Source organism: Longimicrobium sp. (assembly GCA_036377595.1).
Taxonomy (GTDB): Bacteria; Gemmatimonadota; Gemmatimonadetes; order Longimicrobiales; family Longimicrobiaceae; genus Longimicrobium.
In genome coordinates this window covers 80,081-101,538 of the sequence record DASUYB010000175.1, presented here as the reverse complement: position 1 = coordinate 101,538, position 21,458 = coordinate 80,081, and the positions used below count along the sequence as shown (strand labels likewise).

Annotated in this window: 15 protein-coding genes and 1 tRNA gene; 8 read left to right on the top strand and 8 right to left on the bottom strand. The window is 70.6% G+C overall.

Annotation, left to right across the window (positions count from 1 at the left end; translation table 11 throughout):
• Positions 1–25: 25 nt before the first annotated feature.
• A complete protein-coding gene (locus tag VF092_29150) occupies positions 26–625 on the bottom strand; it encodes a DNA-3-methyladenine glycosylase I (protein HEX6751394.1) in 600 nt (199 codons plus the stop codon).
• Positions 626–801: 176 nt separating this feature from the next.
• On the opposite strand from VF092_29150, the gene VF092_29145 reads away from it, so the two are divergent.
• Positions 802–1,743 carry a hypothetical protein gene (locus VF092_29145; protein HEX6751393.1) on the top strand — a complete coding sequence of 314 codons (942 nt, stop codon included), beginning with the start codon at positions 802–804 and terminating at the stop codon, positions 1,741–1,743.
• Positions 1,744–1,822: 79 nt separating this feature from the next.
• On the opposite strand, the gene VF092_29140 is transcribed toward VF092_29145, so the two are convergent.
• The 7 genes from VF092_29140 to VF092_29110 all read right to left on the bottom strand — a co-directional run bounded on the left by VF092_29140 (position 1,823) and on the right by VF092_29110 (position 6,633).
• Positions 1,823–2,050 (bottom strand): hypothetical protein, encoded by a 228-nt coding sequence (locus tag VF092_29140; protein ID HEX6751392.1) that lies wholly within the window; start codon positions 2,048–2,050, stop codon positions 1,823–1,825.
• A 78-nt stretch (positions 2,051–2,128) separates the two neighbouring features.
• Positions 2,129–2,368, bottom strand: a complete 240-nt coding sequence (locus VF092_29135; protein ID HEX6751391.1) for a hypothetical protein — start codon at positions 2,366–2,368, stop codon at positions 2,129–2,131.
• A 4-nt stretch (positions 2,369–2,372) separates the two neighbouring features.
• Entirely contained in the window at positions 2,373–2,864 is a 492-nt protein-coding gene (locus VF092_29130; protein ID HEX6751390.1) for a hypothetical protein, read from the bottom strand.
• A gap of 201 nt (positions 2,865–3,065) precedes the next feature.
• A complete protein-coding gene (locus tag VF092_29125) occupies positions 3,066–3,293 on the bottom strand; it encodes a hypothetical protein (GenBank protein HEX6751389.1) in 228 nt (75 codons plus the stop codon).
• Between the two features lie 178 nt (positions 3,294–3,471).
• On the bottom strand, positions 3,472–3,696 hold the full coding sequence (locus VF092_29120) for a hypothetical protein (protein HEX6751388.1): 225 nt from the start codon (positions 3,694–3,696) through the stop codon (positions 3,472–3,474).
• Positions 3,697–3,715: 19 nt separating this feature from the next.
• Positions 3,716–4,207: a hypothetical protein gene (locus tag VF092_29115; protein ID HEX6751387.1), complete on the bottom strand. Its 492-nt coding sequence runs from the start codon at positions 4,205–4,207 to the stop codon at positions 3,716–3,718.
• Between the two features lie 212 nt (positions 4,208–4,419).
• A complete protein-coding gene (locus VF092_29110) occupies positions 4,420–6,633 on the bottom strand; it encodes an aconitase family protein (protein HEX6751386.1) in 2,214 nt (737 codons plus the stop codon).
• Between the two features lie 538 nt (positions 6,634–7,171).
• Between VF092_29110 and VF092_29105 the strand changes: the two genes are divergently transcribed.
• The 7 genes from VF092_29105 to VF092_29075 all read left to right on the top strand — a co-directional run bounded on the left by VF092_29105 (position 7,172) and on the right by VF092_29075 (position 21,305).
• Positions 7,172–7,705 (top strand): hypothetical protein, encoded by a 534-nt coding sequence (locus VF092_29105; GenBank protein ID HEX6751385.1) that lies wholly within the window; start codon positions 7,172–7,174, stop codon positions 7,703–7,705.
• Positions 7,706–7,743: 38 nt separating this feature from the next.
• A tRNA-Ala gene (locus VF092_29100) sits at positions 7,744–7,816 on the top strand.
• 857 nt (positions 7,817–8,673) lie between these two features.
• Entirely contained in the window at positions 8,674–9,831 is a 1,158-nt protein-coding gene (locus VF092_29095; GenBank protein HEX6751384.1) for a pyridoxal phosphate-dependent aminotransferase, read from the top strand.
• Positions 9,832–10,308: 477 nt separating this feature from the next.
• Positions 10,309–10,896, top strand: a complete 588-nt coding sequence (locus tag VF092_29090; protein HEX6751383.1) for a UpxY family transcription antiterminator — start codon at positions 10,309–10,311, stop codon at positions 10,894–10,896.
• Between the two features lie 176 nt (positions 10,897–11,072).
• Positions 11,073–12,161: a guanitoxin biosynthesis L-enduracididine beta-hydroxylase GntD gene (gntD, locus tag VF092_29085; protein ID HEX6751382.1), complete on the top strand. Its 1,089-nt coding sequence runs from the start codon at positions 11,073–11,075 to the stop codon at positions 12,159–12,161.
• Between the two features lie 16 nt (positions 12,162–12,177).
• Positions 12,178–14,223: a non-ribosomal peptide synthetase gene (locus VF092_29080; GenBank protein HEX6751381.1), complete on the top strand. Its 2,046-nt coding sequence runs from the start codon at positions 12,178–12,180 to the stop codon at positions 14,221–14,223.
• Complete coding sequence (locus VF092_29075) at positions 14,223–21,305, top strand: SDR family NAD(P)-dependent oxidoreductase (GenBank protein HEX6751380.1); 7,083 nt, start codon at positions 14,223–14,225, stop codon at positions 21,303–21,305. Before VF092_29080 ends, VF092_29075 begins: the two co-directional genes overlap by 1 nt.
• Positions 21,306–21,458 lie beyond the last annotated feature (153 nt).

The window sequence follows — 21,458 nt, the reverse complement described above, 5'->3', positions numbered from 1 at the left end:
GTCCCGTCTCCCGTCCGAGCGTGAGTCAGACCGCGGCGGCGGCCGTGCGCGCCCACGCCGGGCCGGCCGCCAGGATGCGCGCGTGCACGGGGCAGTCGGGGCGATGCGCGCCGGGGAGGTAGCCGGTGCTCATCAGGAACTCGCCCACGATCTCGCCGCCGGTGAAGCGGAAGGTGCGCTTGAACAGCTTCACCCACTCTTCCTTCGAGCGCGGGTGATGCGCGTCGAGCCATGCCGCGAACGAGCCGTGCGACTCGCGCAGCTGCCGGATGCGGCGCGCGTTCTCGATCACCGCGTCGATCTTCAGCCGGTTGCGGATGATGCCGGGGTCGGCCATCAGCCGCTCGCGGTCCTCGTCGCCGTACGCCGCGACGCGGTCCACGTCGAAGCCGTCGAAGGCACGGCGGAAGGCGTCGCGCTTCTTGAGGATGGTGAGCCAGGAGAGCCCGGCCTGGTTGATCTCCAGCGCCAGCCTCTCCAGCAGCTCGTCGTCGCCGGCGAGCGGAAACCCGTATTCGTGATCGTGATAGGGCCCGTGCCACTCGTGCCCCGGCGCCGCGTCGCAGTATCCCGACATCTCCCCGCCGCCCTCCGTTGATCTCCATCCCCACGTGAACTCAGACAACGTACGTGCCGCAGCGCACTCACGCACTCACGCACTAATTGCATCGTAAGGCTCCCCTAATCGCATTTCACTTTCGCATCCGGAGACAGCGCGCTAACATGCACGTTCTCCGCGAATCCTGAATGGGAGGTCTTCATGGCCCCAGCGCGCGCGACGCGCCCTGCCGCGTCTCCAGAATGAGCATCCTTCCGGGCTCCGACTTCGAGCATCTTCCCTTCGTCCTCGGCATCGTGGGCGATTCCGGGAGCGGGAAGAGCACGGTGGCGCAGGGCGTGGCGTCGCTGATCGGTCCGGAGCGCGTGAGCACGCTCGAGCTGGACGACTACCACCGCTACACCCGCGCCGAGCGCCACGAGCTGGGCGTGACGGCGCTGCACCCCACCGTGCACAACTTCCCGCTGATGCAGGAGCACCTGCGGCTCCTGGGCCGCGGCCGCCCCGTGCGCAACCGGGGATACGACCACTCGGACGGCAGCTTCGGCCAGATCCGCACGGTGGACGCCAACGAGGTGGTGCTGGTGCGCGGGCTGCTGGGCTTTCCCAGCGACGAGCTGCGCACCGCGTACGACCTGGCCGTGTTCCTCCAGCCCGAGCCCGAGCTCCTGTTCCGCTGGAAGCTGCGCCGCGACGTGAAGACGCGCGGCTACAGCGAGGCCGAGGTGCTCAAGCACATCGCCCGGCACCTGCTGGACAGCAAGGAGTACGTGCTGCCGCAGGCCGACCGCGCCGACCTGGTGGTGCGCTACGAGATCCCCGAGTGGGACGCGCCCGACAGCGAGGTGCGCGCCACCCTCACGCTCCGCCGCAAGGCCGCCGAAGCCGTCCGCAGCAACGGGATCATGCACCGCTTCGGCGACTTCGTCGCGTTCGACGAGGGCGACGGCGACGCACTGGTGGTGCGCGTCGATGCGGACCTGCCCGGGGAGATGGTGGACGGGTGGGCCGTGGAGCGCTTCCCCGAGACCTTCGAGTCCGATGCGCTGGGGCTGTTCATGGACGAGGAGGGCAACGACAGCCGCCTGGTCCCGCTCGCCTTCGCGCAGGTGCTCATCGCCGACCTCACGCAGAAGCTCCGCCGGACCGCCGGCGTGGCGCACGCCGCCAGCACGGTGGCGTAGCCCGCGCACGCAGCACGACGGCGAACGACGAAGCGCCGGCTCCCGAGCGGGGGGCCGGCGCTTTCTGCTTCAGGATCGACTACACGGCGGGACGGCTGGGTGGCCGCCCCCGGCCTCGCGCCACCTTCGCGCGGCTCTGCTCCAGCCAGGCCTGAGCCTCCGCCACTGCGTCCTCCAGAGATCTCAGGTTTTCTGCATCGTTCTGGAACTCGGGCCTCGATGCCTGGGAGCGCAGATGATCCAGCCAGGCGATGATCCTCTCGGGAGGCGAGAACTGGTTCACGGGCGCGTCGAATAGCGTGTACACGCTCTCCTCCCTCGCTGGCTTACCGCCGTTCGGCTCCCGGGCGGGGGCCGGCGCTTCGTCATTATCGTGATCTCGCGATCAGACGGCGGGACGATCGGGAGGCCGCCTCAGTCGTGACGCCGCTCTGGTCTGGCTTCTCGCAAGCCATTCCTGCGCTTCCGCGATCGCCGCATCGAGCCGCTTGCGATTCTCCGCATGCTGGAACTCCGGCCTCCCGGCGCGGCCGCGAAGCTCCTCGATCCACGCACTGATGGTCTCCGGCCGCGAGAACGGCGTCACCGGAGGATCGAAGACGGTGAAGACCTTTTCTCCCGCCATCTGCCTACCACCTTTCAGCGGCGTAGCGGACGAGCCCGTGGCTGGCCATCCGCTCCCAGAGTCGGTGATGGTACACGAGGTCTGCGCGAGCCGCAGTCAGGATGCCTCTTGCAATCTCATCCTCCACCTGCCGATCCAGCAAGCCCAGTTCGCGCCGAAGGACCGTCAGGAACACTTCTGTGGGCGTGGGATTCCACCCCTCCTCCGGCGGTTTGATGGAGAATCGCTGCTTCGCCGTCACCACACGGATCTCCTGCAGCTTCCACATCCTCGCGAGCAGGACGTCATCGGTCGAGAGGGAGCGGCCGCCCGGGTGGTTGTGGGTGAGAATCCCGCCGTCCATCGAGTGGAGCTCTTCCAGCGAAAACGACACGCCATCGGGCAGATCGTCCGTGGTCTGCCACATGATCCCACGCTCCTGATCGAGAAGGAACGCGCGCTCCACCGGCAGGTTGCGGATCTGCCGCTCGATGCGCTCCAGCGTCAGGTTGAGCATCCAAACCGACCTCGTGAAGCAAGCTCGCTGGCATTGTGCTGTTCGGGAAACGGGCTGAAGAGTAGGGGTAAACTCAGTTCACTTCAATATGCACTTGAGGCCGCTTCGGAGCGTCGCCACAACTCGGTCACTCCGCGCACAACGCGCGAAGCGCCGACCCCGTTCGGCGCCGGCGCTTCTCTCGTACGGTGATCTCGCCGCTCAGCCGGCGGGACGGTCGGGTGGCCGCCGGCGCTGCGGCTCCGCTCGCATTCGGCTCTCGACCAGCCACCCTTCTGCCTCGGCCAGCGCGAAGTCGAGCGACTTCCCTCCCTCGGGATACTGGAACTCCGGCCGCGAAGCGCGCGAACGGAGCTCCGTGATCCACGCGCTGATCTCCTCAGGCGTCGAGAACGACGACACCGGTGGATCGATCACGACATAGTACATGCTTCCTCCGCGGCTGTAGCTACCACTTCTGAGCGCTGTAGCGAATCAGGCCAAGCGCCGCGACCCTCTCCCACAAGCGATGTGGGGGCGACCGCTTTGGCCATCGAGCCGTCCGGCGCGACCAGCACCAGGCCGTTCGTCCCGCAGCTCGTCGTCATTCCTGCGGCCGCCTCAGCGATCAGACTGCTGGTCGGTTGGGTGGTTGCCGAGAAGTTCCGGCGTGTTCGCGGCTGTCTTTCAGATACTGCTCGGCCTCGGCGATCGCCTCGTCGAGTCGCTTGCGGTTCTCCGGATGGTCCCGGAACTCCGGAAGCGAGATCCACGAGCGCAGCTCATCGATCCACGCGGTAATCTTCTCGGGTGGAGAAAACGGGGAGATCGGTGGATCAATCAGCGTGTACATTCGCACCTCCGAATTCGAGCTACCACGTTTCGACACGGTACTGGATCAGTCCGAGCGAAGCGAGCCGCTCGCACAGGTGGTGATGGAAGACGGAATCCAGCAACGAGCTCGTCATGCGGCCTCTCGCAATCTCACCACGCAGCTGTTCAAGAAGCAAGGCCCGTTCTCGGCCAACGACGGCCATGAACTCGTCGCGCCCGCACGTATCCCATCCCTCTACCGGAGGTTTGAGCGAGTATCTGTTTCTGGATGTTACCACCCGTAGCTCGCTCAATCCTGCATCGCGTGCCAGCAGAAGATCGCGGATCGAGAAGGAGCGACCACCTGGATGATTGTGCGTGAGAATCGCGCCGGCCATCGCCGCGATCTCCGACTTCGTGAATGCCACGCGGGACCGGTGATCGTTCGTACGATGGACGACGATGTTGTGACCCGCGTCGAGTGCGAAAGCATGCTCGACTGGCAGATGGCGAATCTGCCGCTCGATCCTCTCCAGTGTGAGGTTAAGCATGCAAGCCGGACCCCGAGGTGACCGCGTGGGCATTGTGCGATTCGAGAAAGGGGCTCAAGGCTATATGCGGACTCAGTTCACTTCAATATGTGCTTGAGGCCGCTTTGGAGCGTCGCCACAACACGGTCACTCTGCGCACAACGAGCGAAGCGCCGGTCCCGCGGGACCGGCGCTTCGCCACCACCGACTCCGTCAGCCGCGCTCGGTGATGCCTACACCCCCGCGAGCTCCGGCTGCGGCTCCCAGGCCACGATCTCGCCGGCCATGGCGCTGGCGGCCACCGTGTACGGCGACGCCAGGTACAGCTGCCCCGGGCCGCTGCGGCCGGGGAAGTTGCGGTTGATGGCGCTGATCGTCACGTCGGTGGGCTTGCGGCTCACCCCCGGGCCGGCGTTGATGCACGCGCCGCAGCTCGGCTCGATGAAGGTGGCGCCCACCGCGTCGAAGATGCGGTCGTAGCCCTGCTCCTGGCAGTAGGCGTACACCTCCTGGCTGCCGCACTGGATGTAGAACTGCACGTGCTCGGGCTTGCGCTCGCCGCGCTCGGCGTACTCGCGCAGCACGGCGGCGTACATGTCCATGTCCTCCTTCTTCCCCGCCGTGCAGCTCCCCGCGTAGGCGATGTCGATGCGCACCGGCTCGGCCAGCTCGTCCACGTGCTGCCCGTTCCCCGGGTCGCCGGGGAGCGCGATCATCGGGCGGAGGGTGGAGGCGTCGATCTCGATGGTCATCACGTACTCGGCGCCCTCGTCGCTGAACAGGCCGTCGCACAACGCCTCGGCCCGCTCGCGGCTCATCCCCCGCTGCTCCACCAGGTAGTCGGCCGTCTTCGCGTCGGGGGCCACGATCCCGGTGAAGGCGCCCACCTCGGCGGCCATGTTGGTCATCGTCGCGCGCTCGTCCACGCTGAGCGCCTCGACCGCGGGGCCGGTGTACTCGATGATCTGCCCGATCGCGTGGCCGTCCTTGATGTACGGCTGGCGGAGGATCTCCAGCATGAAATCCTTTGCGGAGACGTTCGCCGGCTTCTCGCCGCGCACCACCACGCGGAACGACTTCGGCACCTCCACCCGCACGTCCCGGGTGATCCACGAGTTGAAGATGGCCGTGGTCCCCACGCCGAACGCCACGCAGCCCACCGCGCCAGCGTGCGGCGTGTGGCTGTCGGAGCCGATGATGATCTGCCCCGGCTCGGCGTAGGCCTCCAGGATCTTGCTGTGGCAGATGGCCTCGGAGCCGTGCTTGCCGTGCCCCAGCTCGCCGTACAGGCGGACGCCCTGCTTCTCGGCGAACTCGCGCTGCTTGACCTCGAGCTGGTTGGCCACGTTGAGAAGGCCCATCTGGATGCGCTCCTGCGTCATCGCATCCTTCAGGAAGGTCAGGTGGTCGCGGAAGAAGAGGATCGACTCCGGCTCCAGCACCTTCTCGTCCTCGCCCACGTAGTGCTCGAAGAAGATGGCCGACATCGGCGTCACGTACTCGTGGCTGAAGCGGATGTCGGTCTTCACGAATCCCGAATCGCCCGGCTGCACCCACGGCACGCCGACCGCGTCCTTCGACAAATCCGTCACCCAGTGCCGCGCGAAGATCTTCTCCGCCAGCGTCATCGGGCGCGGCCCCGGGCCGTGTGTCGTCCCCGCGGCGCCCAGCGCGTCGGAGCCGGCGTTCGAGGTCGACGTGGCCACGAACTGGGCCGCGGCGCCGTCCACGCCGGTGTCGGGGCCGGGCTGGTTGTACTCGCCGCTGCCGCGCAGCATCCGCACGTCCTGCCGGTCCAGGTCCTCGGCCGTCTCACCCGCACCGTGGCAGGAGATGGGCGGCGTGCGCACCGTCCCCTGCAGCCGCGCCACGTTGTAGTTGAAGAGCCCGCCGTGCTCGATGATGCCGCGGGTGATCTCGTCGGCGCCCTCGGTGAACTCGCTGAGCGGGATGGTCTCGCCGCGGCGGATGCGGTCGATCAGCTCGAAGTTGGTCGACGTCAGCACGCCCAGGTTCTGGCAGTTCTCGCGGTAGATGCGCTCGATGTTCTCGGCGATCACCACCCGGATCCCCGCCATCATCTCGGCGTACGGGCTCTGCTCGCGCGACGAGCCCTTGCCGCGGCGCTTGCCGCTGACGGAGGCCACGAAGCCGCCCTTCTTCACCAGCCCCTGCCGGATGGGGAACTCGGTCCCCGCCTTCAGGCCGAGATACGGGAATTCGCCCAGCGTCTCGTCGTAGTAGTAGCAGATGTACGCGGGGGTGATCTCGTCGGTGGAGATGTTGTCGCGGAGCTTCGCGCGCACCTCTTCCGTGAGCTCGACGTCCTCGCCCTCGAGCTGGCGGCGCACCAGCTCGGCGTCGTCCACCAGGAAGAGGATACGGCCCTCGAGGCGCACCTCGGGGGGAAGCTTCTCGATCTTGCGCGTCAGCAGCGACGGGATCATCTGCGGTACACCTGTCTGGCGGAATGCGGAGAGGCCCGGTCCGTTCCCGGGGCGCGGGAATCTGGACCGGACGACCGTTCGGTGCAACCCGGAGAGACGCGAAAGGCGGACCCGCTCCTCCGGGTCCGCCCATTACCCCGCTATGGTGCCGGGGTGCGTCAGCAGCCGAAGCAGGTGAAGACCCGGGTTTTCGCACGAGTTGCCGCTGAACCTGCGGGATGCGCTCGGTTGGATGTCATCCTGAGGGCGCGGAGCACCTGAGCGTCGTCGTCTCCGAATCCTGGCGCGCCCGAAGGATCTTGCATGGCGAGATGGAGATCCACTCGAACGAGCAGGTCCGTCCGGGGGCGAGTAGATCCTTCGGTCGGCGCCAACCGATGACGCGGTGGAAAGTTCGTCGCGGCGCCTCCCTCAGGATGACACCGCGGGGGGCTCGGGATCTCGGGTTGACGACACCCTTTCAGTCGCGTCGACGGGACCGATTCCGCTCGCGCGCATCCTCGCTTACCTTCCGTGCAGCCATCCACCCGGAGCCTCCATGCGCCCGATGCGATTCATCCCCCTGCTCGTGCTCGCCGCCGCGATCGTCCCCGCGCATGCGGTGGCGCAGCGCTACGCCGCGCCGGCGGGGCGGAACGCGGCGTCCGACACCGTGCTGGCGTTCGAGTCGGGCGACGAGATCCAGGTGACGGCCTATCCGCGGATGGCGAGCGGGATCGAGATCTGCGGCACCGTCACCCGCGGGATGCACTGGGGGAAGATGCTGTTCGCCCGCACGGACGCGGAGACGAACAGCGCGCAGGAGAGCGTGGTCAGCTTCCCCTCGGTGGGCGTGACCTCGTCGTGCGAGACGCACGTCGAGACCGCGGGCCAGTGGCTGGTGGTCACCTTCTCGCGCGCCGTCCGCGACGAGGTGGGGCGCATCGGCCGGGTCACCGTGGGGCAGGCGTTCCTCCCGCTGGCGCCGCTGCGGGGGAAGCGCGTGACCTTCCGCTGGCGGCGCGAGGGCGCGTTCGACGTTGGCAGCGTGTCGCCGGCGCCGGACACGCTGGGCCCGCCGCGCACGCCTTGAGCGAAACGCCTGGTTGCGTTAGCTTTGTAAGCTGATTCGGGGCCTTAGCTCAGCTGGGAGAGCGCCGCATTTGCAATGCGGAGGTCACCGGTTCGAACCCGGTAGGCTCCACTTCGATCGATCAGGAAGCGCCCGGACCGCGCGACGGTCCGGGCGCTTCTCGTTGATGCTTCCTCAAAGCGCCGGCGACGCTCCGGGAGCGATCCCCGGTTTCGCTGAGATCGTCCGCGACGCGGCCCGCACGGGGCCCGTCCCCGGTTTCCCGCGTGCGGTTGGGCGAGGTGACGTCTCGGTTGATCCGCTACACGTATAACACCCCTCCACTCGCTCACGGCTCGGTGACCGAGGGCAGGTGGCCACCCGGAACGCCCGCACGGCCGGTCCCCGGGAGACAGTTCGCACCGCCTGACACGCTCGCCGGTAGCACCTGAGCGTCACGTATGTCCACCTGGAGATGTTTTCCGGAACCGGGAGCCGGATCGGGGTCCCCACCCGGCCAACAGTTTGTCTCGGTGCCCATGGGATGAGACGCGCAGGTGGAACGATCGGTCGCGAGCGGCTTGGAACGCGCCACATCACGCAACCACGCGGATTCCGGGCGCAACGGGGTGGCAGGTGCCGTCTCACGCGAACTTCCCGTACTCCGTACTCCATGCGACAACAGCACTTAGAGGTGCGCAAGGGAAACGTTTGAGGGGGTTGACGAGATTCAAATGTTTTGCAACAATTAGCGACACCATTTCTGACCTCTTGGTCGAACTCCCGTGACGCGGCTCGACCCGGCTCCGGGTTGCACCCTCATCGCCGCGCCAGAAGACCGCTATTGTCGCAGTCCCTGCGACGTTTTGTGCGCTTGCGAGCGCTTCCCGGCTCCGCCCCTCCACGGGCGTGGTCCCAGAGGTTGCTGTTTCGCGTCGTTCGTAGAGCCAATCACCGTTGGAGGGTACATGCCGCGTCCGGCTGGTCACGTGAGGGACCTCATCGAGGCGATGTCGATCAAGTACAACAACCGCGTCTACGAGAAGAAGCAGCGTGGCGAGGACGTGATCACGCTCTCGTTCGGCGAGGCGTACTTCGACATCCCGCTCTTCCGGTTCGACGACCTGCCGATGCCGGGGCTGTACCACTACTCGCACTCGCGCGGGATCATGGAGCTGCGCGAGCTGCTGGCCGACTACTACGAGAGCCGCTTCGGCGTGCCCGTGGACCCCGAGACCGAGCTGGTGGTGACCGCCGGGTCGAAGATCGCGCTGCACATGGCCTTCATGGCCGTGCTGGAGCCCGGCGACGAGGTGCTGGTGCCCGAGCCCGCGTGGGTGAGCTATCCCGAGCAGGTGCGGCTCTGCCACGGGGTGCCGGTGCGCATCCCCTACCACGAGCGCGTGGCCGACTACCGGCGCTACATCACCCCGCGCACCCGCGCGATCGTGGTGAACAACCCGAACAACCCCACCGGGCACCTGGTGAGCGCCGCCGAGTGGCGCGAGCTGCACCGGCTGGCCGAGCAGCACGACCTGTACATCATCTCCGACGAGGCGTACAGCGACTACGTGCTGGAGCCCGGCGACTTCATCTCCGCGGCGGCGTACGACCCGGAGAAGAAGCACACGATCGTGTGCAACACGCTGTCGAAGAACTACGGGATGTCCGGCTGGCGGATCGGCTACGTGTTCACCAACGAGGAGATGCTGTTCCAGATCCTCAAGCTGAACCAGCACCTGATCACCTGCCCGGCCACCGTGCTGGAGTGGTACGTGGTGCGGCACTTCCACGAGGTGCTCGACATCACCGCCCCGCAGATCCGCGACGTGGTGGTGAAGCGGCGGGCCGTGGCGCGGATGGTGGAGAGCATGGGGCTGCGCGTCTTCCCCGGCGCGGGCACCTTCTACCTGTTCGTGTCGATCGAGGACAGCGCGCTCGGGTCGGAGGAGTTCTGCGACCGGCTGCTGGACGAGCGCGGCGTCAGCACGGTGCCGGGGATCGGCTACGGCGACTCGTGCGACGGTTTCATCCGCATCTCGGTGGGCTCGGAGAGCCTCGAGCGGATTCGTGCCGGCCTGGAGCACATCGCGGAATTCATCCAGGAAACGGCGCCGCTCATGGCGCCCGTGGCGGCCGCGGCCTGATGCCCGGCGTGCCGCACGCCTCTCGAAGCACCCTGTAAAATCGGGGGATTCGATCACCCGGCGCCCGTCCCCACGGCCCACGCGGCCGTGCGGACCGGGGGCCGCCGGATCGTTCCCGCGCGCCGGGCTGCTGGCAGCCCGTCCGTACGGTCCCGGAATTCTTCCGCGGGTCGCACCGTGTTTCGTGCCGTCCCGCGGTCGGTTGGAAACATATGAAGCACCGCCCCGCTCGTTTCACGCACCTGTGACCGAGGGGGCCGAAGGCCGGCCGGGCGAGACGGAATCGACGCTCGCGGCGCGGAGCCGGGCAGGAACAGAACCAGACACACCCCGCTCGTTCACGGAGATGTGACCGAGGGGGCCGAAGGCCGCCCGGGGGCGTCGTTCCCGGCCCGGTCCCACTGGCGAAAGCAGTGCCGTCCGGCCCGCACGGGGCCCGGAGAGGCCGGATCGCCCATCCCGATCCCCAGGTCTCCAATGCTCGACTCGTTCGACTTCCCCGGCGGCTTCGACGCCGTTCCCAGCGCACCGCGCTGGTACGCGTGCTACACGCGCGGACGCCACGAGAAGCGCGTGGCCGCCCTCCTCGAGCAGCGGGGGATCGAGCACTTCCTTCCGCTGCACGCCAGCACCGAGCAGTGGAGCGACCGGAAGAAGCGCGTCCTGTGGCCGCTCTTTCCCAGCTACGTGTTCGTGCGCGTGGACCCGCGCGACCTGACGAAGGCGCTGGCCGTGAACGGCATGGTGGCGGTGGTGCGCGGGGGCTCGGCGCCCGTGGCCATCCCCGACGTGGAGATCGAGAACGTGCGGCGCTTCGCCGCGGCGATCGAGGCGCACGGGCTGGAGCCCGAGCTCGAGCCGTGCCTGGCCGTGGGCCGGCGGGTGCACGTCGGCGCTGGGCCGCTGCGCGGGGTCGAGGGCGTCGTGGTCGAGCGCCGCGGCCGCGCGCGGGTGCTGGTGGGGCTGCAGGCGGTGGGGCGGGGGATGTCGGTGGAGGTCGACGCCGCCCTGCTCCAGCCGCTGGACGCCCACGCCGAGGCCGGCAGCATGCGGCTCGCCGCCTAGGCCGGAACCGCCGCCGTCCCGCAGCCGGGGGACGGCGGCCGCTTCCGTCCGTACCTCCCGACCCAGATCGTCGCTCCGGCCGGCTTGCCCGGCCTGTCCGTTTTCGCGGCTCCACCCCGGGCGCCGCGCAGCACCACCCACGCAGTCTTGCCAACGAGCCAGCGGAGAAAAGGCATATGTCGACCCTCCTGATGCCGACGGCGCCCGCCGACATCACCATCCTCCCCGCGCCGCCCTCGGGCGACCCGGGACGGATCGTCTTCACCGAGAGCGAGGTGGAGGAGATCCGCCTGCTGCTGGCGGACGTCATCCACCGCTACGCCTCGCCCGAGGACGCGGAGTTCCTGGCGGAGGTCGGGGTGATCGCGCACGAGCTGCCGCTGCGCGTGCGCCGCGCGCTGCTGCAGTTCCGCCTGCACGAGCCCGACTCGGCCATGTGCATGGTGTCGGGGTGGCCGGTGGACCAGCAGAAGCTGGGGCCCACGCCCAGCCACTGGCGGAAGACGGACGCCGCCAACCGCGCGCTCGAGGAGGAGATGCTGCTGGCGCTGCTGGGCTCGCTGCTGGGCGACCTGTTCGGCTGGAGCACGCAGCAGGACGGCCGGGTGGTGCACGACCTCCTTCCCATCCAGGGGCACCAGCAGGAGCAGATGGGGAGCGGGAGCGACGCGCTGCTGGCCTGGCACGTGGAGGAGGCCTTCCACCCCTACCGCGGCGACTACCTGGGGCTGATGTGCCTGCGCAACCCCGACCGGGTGGCCACCACCTTCGCGGCGATCCGCAAGGTGGAGATCACCGCGGAGGAGTACCGGCTCCTCTCCGAGCCGCACTTCATCATCCGTCCCGACGAGTCGCACCTCCCCAGGAACCGGGGGAACGCCGGCGCCATGAACGCGCTGCTGGAGCGCGCCTACGCCCGCATCATCCGCATGAAGGACCACCCCGAGCGCATCCCCGTGCTCTTCGGCGACCCGAACGCGCCCTACCTGCGCATCGACCCCGTCTTCATGGACGCGGCCGACGCCCCCGACGCGCAGGCGGCGCTGGACGCGGTGGTGGAGCGCATCGAGGCGGTGCTGGAAGACCAGGTGTTCGAGCCGGGCGACATCTGCTTCGTCGACAACTTCCAGGCGGTGCACGGGCGACGGCCGTTCCGCGCCCGCTTCGACGGCACCGACCGCTGGCTCAAGCGCGTCAACGTCACCCGCGACCTGCGCAAGTCCCGCGACGCGCGCGAGTTCGCCAGCGCGCGGATCCTGTACTGAGCCGGCGAGCGCCCTGATGACGTTACTGGCAGTCGGTGACATCCCCCTGAGCCCCGGCGGCGCCCCTCCGGGGCGCGGCAGGCGGTCGCTGGTGGACCTGTTCCGCGAGCAGGCCGCGGCGGATCCGTCGCGCGCCGCGGTCCGCGGGATGGAGGACACCTGGACGTACGGCGAGCTGGACGAGGCGAGCGACCGCCTGGCGCACGGCCTCCGCGCGCTGGGCGTCCGCCGCGGCGACACGGTGGCCGTGGTGAGCACCCGCTCGCCCGGGCTGATCGTGGCGCTGCTGGGCGTGCTGAAGTCCGGCGGCCGCTTCGTCATCAGCGACGCGTCGCGCTTCTCGCGCGATCAGCTGGCCGGCCTGCGGCGCGTCCATCCCGCCGTCGCCGTCGCCGTGGGCGAGGGGGAGACGATGGAGGGCGTGCACGCGGTCCTCCGCGAGCAGCCGGGCCTGTCCGTGATCTCCCTCGCGGGCGGCCGGAAGCGCGAGACGGAGCGCTCGCTGTCTCCCTTTCCCGGCGGGCCGGTCCCCGATCTCCCCACCGGCGAGTGGTACGCGTACTACGCGTTCACCTCCGCTTCGACGGGGAAGCCGAAGATCGTCAGCGGGCGGCACGGCGCGGTGGCCAACTTCCTGGAGTGGTACGCGGGCCATGGAGAGCTCGGCCTGGACGACCGCTTCGCGATGCTCTCCGCGCTCCCGCACGACCCGCTGCTGCGCGACGTGTTCACGCCGCTCTCCGTGGGCGCCTCGATCCTCGTCCCCACCGACGAGCTGCGCTCGCGGCCGCTGGAGCTGGTCGACTGGCTGCGCGACCGCCGCGCCACCATCGCCCACCTCACCCCCAGCTTCGCGGCCACGCTGGCGTCGCGGAACCCTCACCCCGTCGACTCGCTGCGGATCGTGGGGCTGGCCGGCGAGGCGCTGGACTTTGCGCGCGTGCGCGCGATCCGGCGCCTGGCTCCCAGCGCCACCCTGCTGAACTTCTACGGCGCCACCGAGACGCCGCAGGTGATGGGGTGCCACGTGGTGCGGCGGGACGCGGCCGCCGCGGGCGAGGACGGCGGCGTGCTGATCCCCGTGGGCCGGGGGATCGGCGGCGCGCGGCTGCTGGTGCTCGACGAGGAGATGCAGCCGTGCGGCGTGGCCGTCCCCGGCGAGGTCTTCATCCAGAGCGCGCACCTGACCGACGGCTACCACGACGACCCGGTCCTCACCGCCGAGCGCTTCATCGCCAACCCGCTGGGCGACGGGAGCGTGGCCCGGCTGTACCGCACGGGCGACACCGGCTACTACCTGCGCTCCGGCGAGGTGGTGGTGACCGGGCGCTGCGACCGGCAGGTGAAGCTGAACGGCGCCCGCGTGGACCTGGGCGAGGTGGAGGGCGTGCTGCGCGAGCACCCGCGGGTGCGCGAGGCGGCGGTGCGGGTGCGCGGCCCGGCCTCGCAGGCGCGGGTGATGGAGGCGTTCGTGGTGCTGGACGGCGCCGGCGCGCCGGACGACGCGGCGCTGCGCCGCTACGCCGTGGAGCGGCTGGCCGCGGTGGCGGTGCCGGCCGTGTTCCACCGAATGGAAAGACTGCCGATGTCCGAGAACGGAAAGATCGACTACCGGCGCCTCGACGCGCTGATCCCCGCGCCGCCCTGCGCCGCCCTCGACGAGCCGCCGCCGGCGGAGGGGAACGCGACGCACGGCGCCGTCCGCCTCGAGGGCCTCGAGTTCGTCCCCGCGGGGGCGAACGGCCACGACCGGACGCTGGAAGAGCAGGTGACCGCGGTGTGGCGCGAGCTCCTGGGCCGGCCGTCGATCGACCCCTGGGACAACGTGTTCGAGTTCGGGGCCCAGTCGCTGACCGCGGCCGAGGCCACGGCCCGCATCGCCGTGGTGGTGGGTTCCGCAGTGGACGTGATGGACATCTACATGTACCCGATCATCCGCGACTTCGTGCGCACCCGCCGCAGCGCCGTGCCCGTGGGCGCGGCCGAGACGCGGATGCGGACCGACGCGGTGGACAACCGGAGAAGGGCCATGGAGCGCGCCAAACTCAGGAGGAGAGACTGATGGAGCATCGCGACGATCTCATCGCGATCGTGGGCGTCGGGCTGCGGTTTCCGCAGGCGTCGACGACCGATGAATTCTGGCGCAACCTCCTGGAAGGGAAGGACTGCCTCGAAACCCTCTCCGACGACGAGCTCCTGGCCGCGGGCGCCAGGGAGAGCGAGCTGCGCAACCCGGGCTTCGTGCGCCGGGTGAGCCGGCTGCGCGACGTCGACCTGTTCGACGCCGAGTTCTTCGGCTTCACTCCGCGCGACGCGGGGCTGGCCGACCCGCAGCTGCGGGTGCTGCTGGAGGTGGCCCACGAGGCGCTGGAGGACAGCGGCCACGCGCTGGCCGGCGACAGCGTGGGCGTGTACCTGGCCACGGCCGACAACGAGCTCTGGCTGTCGCGGCAGATCTACCACACGCCCGACCGGCCGGACGAGTTCCTGGGCCACCGCGTGCTGGCGAAGAAGGACTACTTCGCCATGCAACTGGCGCACAAGCTGGACCTGCGCGGCCCCGCCATCAACCTGACCACCACCTGCTCGTCGGGGGTGGTGGCGGTGCACGAGGCGGTGAACAACCTCCTCCTCTACAACTGCGACTACGCGCTGGCCGGCGCCTGCGAGATCAGCCAGCCGCGCGGCTACGTGTACGGCGAGGGCGGGATCGACTCGGCCGACGGCGTGTGCCGCCCCTTCGACGCCGCGGCCACGGGCACGGTGTTCGGCAGCGGCGCGGCCATGGTGCTGCTGCGCCGCTACGCCGACGCGGTGCGCGACGGCGACCACGTGTACGCGCTGATCCGCGCCGTGGGGCTGAACAACGACGGCCGCCACAAGCCCGGCTTCGCGGCGCCCAGCGCCACGGGGCAGGCCGCGGTGATCCACGAGACGCTGCTGCGCGCCGGGATCACCGCCGAGGACGTGTCGTACGTCGAGGCGCACGGCACCGGCACCCCGGTGGGCGACCCCATCGAGGTGGAGGCGCTCACCCGCGTGTTCCGCCGCTTCACGGACCGCACCCAGTTCTGCGCGCTGGGCTCGGTGAAGTCCAACTTCGGCCACCTGAGCATCGCCGCCGGGATGGCGGGGGTGATCAAGACGGCGCTGGCGCTGAAGCACCGGATGATCCCCGCCACGCTGCACGTGAAGGAGCCGAACCCGCGGATCGACTTCTCCGCCAGCCCCTTCTTCCTGAACACCGAGCTGCGGCCGTGGGACGCGCCCGAGGGCGGCGTCCGCTGCGCGGGCGTCAGCGCCTTCGGCATCGGCGGCACCAACGCCCACCTGATCCTGCAGGAGGCGCCCGCCCAGGACGCGCCCGTCATCTCCGACGGCCCCGCGCTGCTGCTGGCGACGGGGAAGAGCGTGGCCGCCGCCGGCGAGTCGTCGCGGCGGATCGACGAGTTCCTGGCCGCCGAGGGCGCGCCCGGGGTGGCCGACGTCGCCTACACGCTGCAGGCCGGGCGGCAGCACTACGACCTGCGCAGCTTCCGCGTCGTCCCCGGACCCGACGCGCCCGCGGGCGAGCCGGGCGCGCCGGGCGAGGCCTGGTCGGCGCCGGTGGCCGTGCGGCACGATCCCAAGGTGGCCTTCCTCTTCCCCGGGCAGGGGTCGCAGTACCTGAACATGGGGCGCGGGCTGTACGACGCGTTCCCCGTCTTCCGCGCGGAGCTGGACGCCTGCGCCCGCGCGCTCGTCCCCCACCTGGGCGAGGACATCCGCGCCATCGTGTTCGGCGGCGACGCGGACGCCGAGTCGCCCGCCGCTCTCCGCCTGCAGAGCACGCGCTACACGCAGCCCATCCTCTTCTCCGTCTCGTACGCGCTGGCCAGGCAGCTGATGAGCTGGGGGATTCGTCCCTCGGTGATGCTGGGGCACAGCCTGGGCGAGTACGTGGCCGCGTGCCTGGCCGGCGTGTTCGAGCGCGACGAGTGCCTGAAGCTGGTGGCCGCGCGCGGCGCCGCGATGGACGACACCGCGCCCGGCGCGATGCTCTCCGTCTCCGCCGCCGTCGCCGACGCGCGCCGCTTCGTCACGGGCGAGGTGGAGATCGCGGCGGTGAACGGCCCCGAGAGCTGCGTGCTCTCCGGGCCCACGGCCGACGTCGAGGCGGCCGCCGAGGCGCTCTCCGCGGAGGGGATCCACGTCACCCGGCTGCGCACCTCGCGCGCGTTCCACTCGCCGCTGATGGAGCCGGCGCTGGCCCGCTACCGCGCGGCGTTCGAGGGCGTCACCCCGCGCGCGCCCCGCATCCCCTTCTTCTCCAACGTCACCGGCGGGCCGATCACCGCCGCGCAGGCCACGGACCCGGAGTACTGGGTCTCGCAGATCCGCGCCGCGGTGCGCTTCCACGACGCCGTCGAGCGGCTGGCCGAGGACGCCAGCATGGTGGCGGTCGAGGTGGGGCCGGGGACGGCGCTCTCCTCGATCATCCGCGCGGCCGACTCGGCGCTGCGGGTGATCCCGTCGATGCGCAAGGCCAAGAGCGCGCATCCCGACCGCGAGCACCTGCTGGCCGCGCTGGGCGGGCTGTGGGCGGAGGGCGTGAAGGTCGATTGGGACGAGATGTACGGCGAGGAGCACCCCGTCCGCGTGGCGCTGCCCAAGTATCCCTTCCAGCGCAGCCGGTACGTGCCGGACGAGCGGCGGAAGGGGAAGCGCGGCAGCCGCCCGGAGGAGGTCTTCCATCCCCTGCTCGGCGCGCGCTGGGCGGTGACCGACGACGTGCAGTCGTACGAGAACTGGGTCTCGCCCTCCGAGCCCGTCTACCTGGCCGACCACCGGCTGGGCGGCACGCCGATCTTCCCCGGCGCGGGCTACCTGGAGATGGCGCTGGCGATGGGCGCGGCGTCGAGCCCCGGCGGCGTGGCTTCGGTCGAGGAGATCCGCTTCGAGAAGCCGCTGATGTTCGCGGGCGACGACGGGCGGGCGCTGCAGGCCGTGGCCACCGCCTGCCCCGGCGAGCAGCCGCGCTTCCAGATCATCAGCCGCCCCGAGACGCAGGTGCAGGCGGAGCGCAGCTGGACGGTGCATTCGCGCGGCCGCCTGGCCGCCGCGGAGGGCGCGCCCGGCGAGGCGCTGGACCCGATGGCGGTGAAGGACCGGATGTCGGCGCGCGTCGACCTGGACGCGATGTACGCCGGGATGGAGTTCGTCAACTACGGCCCGAACTTCCGCGCGCTCACCGGGATGTGGCGCGGCGAGCGCGAGGCGCTGGGGCGGATCGAGCTTCCCGTGGCGCTGGGCGATCCGGCCGCGAGCTACGTGTTCCACCCCGTCCTGGCCGACTCGACCTTCCAGGTCGCCGGCACCCTGCTCGACGAGTACTCGGGGCTGGGCCCCACGCTCCCCGTGAAGCTGCGCGGCGTGCGCGTGTTCGAGCGCGTCCCCCGCACCTGCTGGGTGCACACGACCATCGAGGCCGAGGACGAGACGCACCTCTTCGCCACCATCACCCTCCTGGGTGACGACGGCCGCGTCGTCGGCCGGATCGACGAATACCACCAGGCGGCGGTGGAGATGCCCGAGTCGGCCGACGCCGCCGACGAGGATCCCCACTACGAGTTCCGCTGGATCCGCCAGGACGCGCCCGCTGGCCAGGACGGCGCGGCGTCGACGCTGGTGCTGTCCGGCGCCGGCGCCAGCCGCAAGGCCGCGGCGGCGCTGAAGACGGCGCTCGACGCGCCGGGCAGCACGGCCTCGGTGGTGGAACTGCCGGCGGGCGAGGCGCTCGCGGCGGACCTCCCCGCGCTGGTGGAGGAGTGGGCGCAGGCCTCCGCCGGGCAGCACCGCAACGTGGTGCTGCTGGGCGCGCTGGACGGCGGGAGCGCGCTGGACCTGGCCGAGCAGGCGCTGGGCGTGGTCAACGCGCTGAGCGAGACGCTCGACACGGCGCCGCGGCTGTGGATCGCGACCGCCGGGTGCCACGCGGTGGAGGGCGAGCGCGTGCCCTTCGCGGCGGTGCCGCAGGCGGCGCTGTGGGGGCTGGCGACGACCATCCGCGGCGAGCACCCCGACTTCCGCTGCACCACGGTGGACTTCGACTTCGGCGGCGTGGACGCCGCGGCGCTGGCCGCCGAGATCGCCGCGTCGTCGGCCGAGGAGCGCGTGGCCTTCCGCGGCGGGCGCCGCTTCGTGATGCGGCTCGATCGCCTCGCGAGCGCGAACGCCGGGCTCGAGCGTCCCGACGGCCGCTACCAGCTGCAGACCCGCGCGTTCGGCACCTTCGACAACCTCTACCTGGCCCCGGCGCCGGGCGCGGTGATCCCGGTGCTGGCCCCGGACGAGGTGGAGGTGGAGATCAAGGCGGCCCCGCTGAACTTCAAGGAGTGCCTCTTCGTCCTCGGGAAGATCCCCGTCTGCGAGCCGCAGGACCTGCGCTTCGGCTTCGAGGGCGCGGGCGTCGTCACCCGCGTGGGAAGCGCGGTCACGAGCGTGGCCGCGGGCGACGAGGTGATCGCCTACTCGCGCGGCTGCCTGGCCAGCCACCACGTCCTGCGCGAGCACGAGGTGGTGAAGAAGCCCGCGATCCTGGGGTGGGGCGACGCGGCGGCGCTGCCGACGGTGTTCATGACCGCCTGGTACGCGCTGCACGACGTGGCGCGGATCAAGGCGGGCGACCGGGTGCTGATCCACGCGGCCGCGGGCGGCGTGGGGCAGGCCGCGGTGCAGATCGCCCAGGCCGTGGGCGCCGAGGTGTTCGCCTCGGCCAGCATGCCCAAGTGGGGCTTCCTGCGGTCGCAGGGGATCGAGCACATCGTCGACTCGCGCGACCCCCGCTTCGTGGACGCGATCCGCGAGGCCACGGGCGGCGCGGGCGTCGACATCGTGCTGAACTCCCTCACCGGCGACTTCATCCAGGCCGGCTTCGACGTGATGGCCGAGGGCGGCCGCTTCGTGGAGATCGGCAAGCTGGGGATCTGGAGCGACGAGGAGGCGCGGACCTACCGCCCCGACGTGGCCTACACCGCGCTGGAGATCGGCGAGGGCGAGGCCGGCGGCGACCACCAGTACCGCCGCCTGATGGGGCACGTGCTGGACGGCTTCGAGCGCGGCGACTTCCGCCCGCTGCCGGCCAAGGAGTTCGCGCTGAAGGAGGCGGTCGACGCCTTCCGCTGGCTGGCCTCGGGGCGCAGCGTCGGCAAGGTGATCGTCTCCCTCGACGGCGCGGGCGCGGGCGACGGCACGCTGTCGGTGCCGGCGGACGCGGCCTGCGTGGTCACCGGCGGGCTGGGCGCGCTGGGGCTGCACGTGGCCGAGCTGCTGGCCGCGCGCGGCGCCAGGCGGCTGGTGCTGCTGTCGCGCCGCATGCCGGCGGGGAGCGCGCTGGAGCGGGTGGAGAAACTGCGCGAGGCGGGCGTGGAGGTGATGGTCGAGAACGCGGACGTGGCGTCGATGGACGACATGGCCGCGGTGCTCGAGCGCGCCGAGCCGGTCGCCGGCGTCTTCCACTGCGCGGGCGTGCTGAGCGACGGCATCCTCCGCCACCTCGACCGCGAGCGCTTCGAGACCGTGTTCCGCGCCAAGGTCGACGGCACGCTGGTGCTGCACGAGCTGACGAAGGACCGCGGGATCGGCTGGTTCGCCTGCTTCTCGTCGACCTCGGCGGTGATCGACGGCGCGGGGCAGGGGAACTACGCCGCGGCCAACGCCTTCATGGACGGCCTGGCCCGCCACCGCGCGGGCGCGGGGCTCCCGGCGCTCTCCATCAACTGGGGCGCGTGGGAGGGCGAGGGGATGGCGGCCTCGCTCGGGCTCACCGGCAAGCACCGTCTCGTCGGCAAGGAAGAGGGCCAGCAGGCGCTGGAGCGGCTGCTGGTGGAGGGCCGCACCGAGGCCGTCGTCGCCAAGCTCCGCTCGCGGCGCGCGAAGGCGGCGGCCGACCCGCTCTTCGAGCTGCTGGAGGAGGCTCCCGGCGCCGCCGCGGGCGGCGCGGACGAGTGGCCCGGGCGCATCGCGCGCTCGGCGGCGGACGAGCTTCCCGGGGTGGTCGAGGAGTTCCTGCAGGTCGAGGTGGCCAAGGTGCTGGGCGTGCCCACCGCCAACGTCAAGCGCGAGACCAACTTCGTCGACGCGGGGATCGACTCGCTGATGATGACGGAGCTGCGCAACAACGTGCAGCGCGGCGTGGGAATCCCCATCCGCGCGGGGAGCTTCTTCGCGCACCCGACGGTGGCGCGGCTCGCCGTCTTCCTCGCCGAGCAGATCGTGGCCGCGCGCGGGGGCGACGACGCGCAGCCGGCGCCTTCGACGGCCGTCGCGGTGGCCGTGGGCGAGAAGGCCGGGCCGCCGGTGTTCTGCGTCCCCGGCATCGCCGACAGCGTCTACGACTTCACCGACCTCGCGTCGATCGAGGGACGTGGATACAGCGTGTACGTCCTCTCCGGCAGCCCGGGCGACCGGGCGGCGGACGACGTGCGGCACGACTTCGTCCGCCAGGCCGCCGAGTACGCGAAGGTGATCGTGCAGACGGAGCCGCGCGGGCCCTACCGCCTGGTGGGCTTCTCCTTCGGCGGCTCGGTGGCGGTCGAGGTCGCGAACCAGTTGATCCAGGCGGGACACGAGGTGAGCCTGCTGGTGCTGGTCGACTCCTTCGCCTACGTGAGCCTGGCCGAGGCGCAGAACGAGGACGAGCTCAAGCGGCTCTTCATCAAGACCGCCGTGCTCGAGGCGCTGGCCCCCGACGGGGCCGTCCCCGCGCGCGTGCTCGACGAGTTCGAGGGCGCCGAGGCGGACATGGAGCAGGCGCTGGCGGTGGTGGACCGCTACCTCGACGACCGCATCCGCGGCGCGTCGCTGGAGCCCGCCTCCGTCGACAAGACGGTGGACGACTACAGCAACCGCTCGAACCTCGCCGGCTACGCGGCGCCCCGCTCCCTGAACGGGACGAAGGTGAAGCTGGTCCGGTGCGGCCTGGGGCCGTTCTCGATCATGAACCGGCTGGGCGAGTGGGGCCTGGGCGAGCCGCACGCCGACTCGTACGGGTGGAAGCGCGCGCTGAACACCGACGTCGAGGTGCTGCCGGTGGCATGCGCGCACTCCGAGGCCATGCGCTTCCCGCACGTCGAGGCGGTTCACCAGGTGCTGGTCGGGGAGTAACGGGGGATCGGCGGGGGATTCGTCTCCCGCCGCTGGACGAACAACGACGAGTCCAAAGTCCTAAGTCCCAAGTCCTAAGTCCTAAGTGACCAAGGACGAAGCACTTAGGACTTAGGACCCAGGACTTAGGACTAAAAGGGGCGGACGCCGCGG